General features: G+C 58.2%; 1 protein-coding gene. It reads left to right on the forward strand.

What is annotated here, in order from left to right; all coding sequences use genetic code 11:
• On the forward strand, positions 1–292 hold a 292-nt coding region (locus tag J4G32_RS20860), incomplete at both ends, for an Ig-like domain-containing protein (protein ID WP_210497574.1).

A 292-nucleotide genomic window follows, 5' to 3' on the forward strand; every position in this document is an offset into this window, starting at 1 on the left:
ACCACGGATATCGGCTCTACCGTTGAAGTTTTCATTGATGGCGATTCGGCAGGCTTTGCCACCGTTGACGCCAGCGGGAACTGGATCTTTGAGATCGCGACGCCATTAAGCGAAAGCACACATTACTTCACCGTCCAGGCAACCAATGCGAATGGCCCGGGCGGCCTGTCCGCACCGGTCGGGATCACTGTCGATCTTAGCGCGCCGGCGCAACCGGTTATTACCAGCGCAACGGATGATGTCCCCGGCATGACCGGTACGCTGGATAACGGCGCGCTCACCAATGATTCAC

It is taken from the genome of Microvirga antarctica (assembly GCF_017921815.1).
GTDB lineage: Bacteria > Pseudomonadota > Alphaproteobacteria > Rhizobiales > Beijerinckiaceae > Microvirga > Microvirga antarctica.